This is a genomic window from Arhodomonas sp. KWT, assembly GCF_010993615.1.
The window spans coordinates 1-612 of record NZ_WNXE01000983.1; the positions used below are offsets into that span (position 1 = coordinate 1).

The 612-nt window shown below is 66.3% G+C and carries 1 protein-coding gene; it reads left to right on the forward strand.

Going from position 1 to position 612, the window contains the following annotated elements:
• A partial coding sequence (locus G7A99_RS23670; RefSeq protein ID WP_163144511.1) for a hypothetical protein occupies positions 1 to 432 on the forward strand: 432 nt, incomplete at its 5' end.
• Positions 433 to 612 lie beyond the last annotated feature (180 nt).

Genomic DNA, 612 nt, shown 5'->3' on the forward strand with positions numbered 1-612 from the left:
CCCGAGCAGCGTCGCGCGGTCCTCGACAAGCTGCTGGATATCACCGATCCCACGGATATCAGGGAGGGAAGTGTCCATGTGCTCGCACGCTCGGACGCCCGGCGTCAGCTGATGGACAGGGCGAAAGACCGTTACCGGCAGCAGATCGAACGCGCCGGCCTGGGCGAGTTCTCCACGGCGAACCTGTCCAGCCTCCGTGCCGGCGACCCGCGAACCGAAACCGTGCTCCTGGGCTTGATCGTCACCCGCCCCGCCGAGAACGGGGAGACCTTCTCGGGTGGCAAGTGGGAGACACGCGACTTCCTCTGGAGCCTGACCGGCTCCAGCTCCAGGGGGCCGCTGGCCCTGTATCTCTACTACGCGCCGGACCCCGGGAAGACGCTGAGCGAGTCGGCGGCCAATCGGCTGCTTCAGCGGCTTGGTGATGTGTGACGAGAGCGCGTGCTCCTGGGGGCAGAGGTGCTGGATGCCGGGCCGCCTTATTGAGACCGTGGACAGGTCCGGCTTGCATGCCTGTCCCGGTAGCGAGAGGCTTTCGTGTACCCGTACCCGGCGCGTCCGAGGTTGAGAGCCTGTGAAGACCCTGCTTTCCTGTGCCCGCCTGTTTGTCCT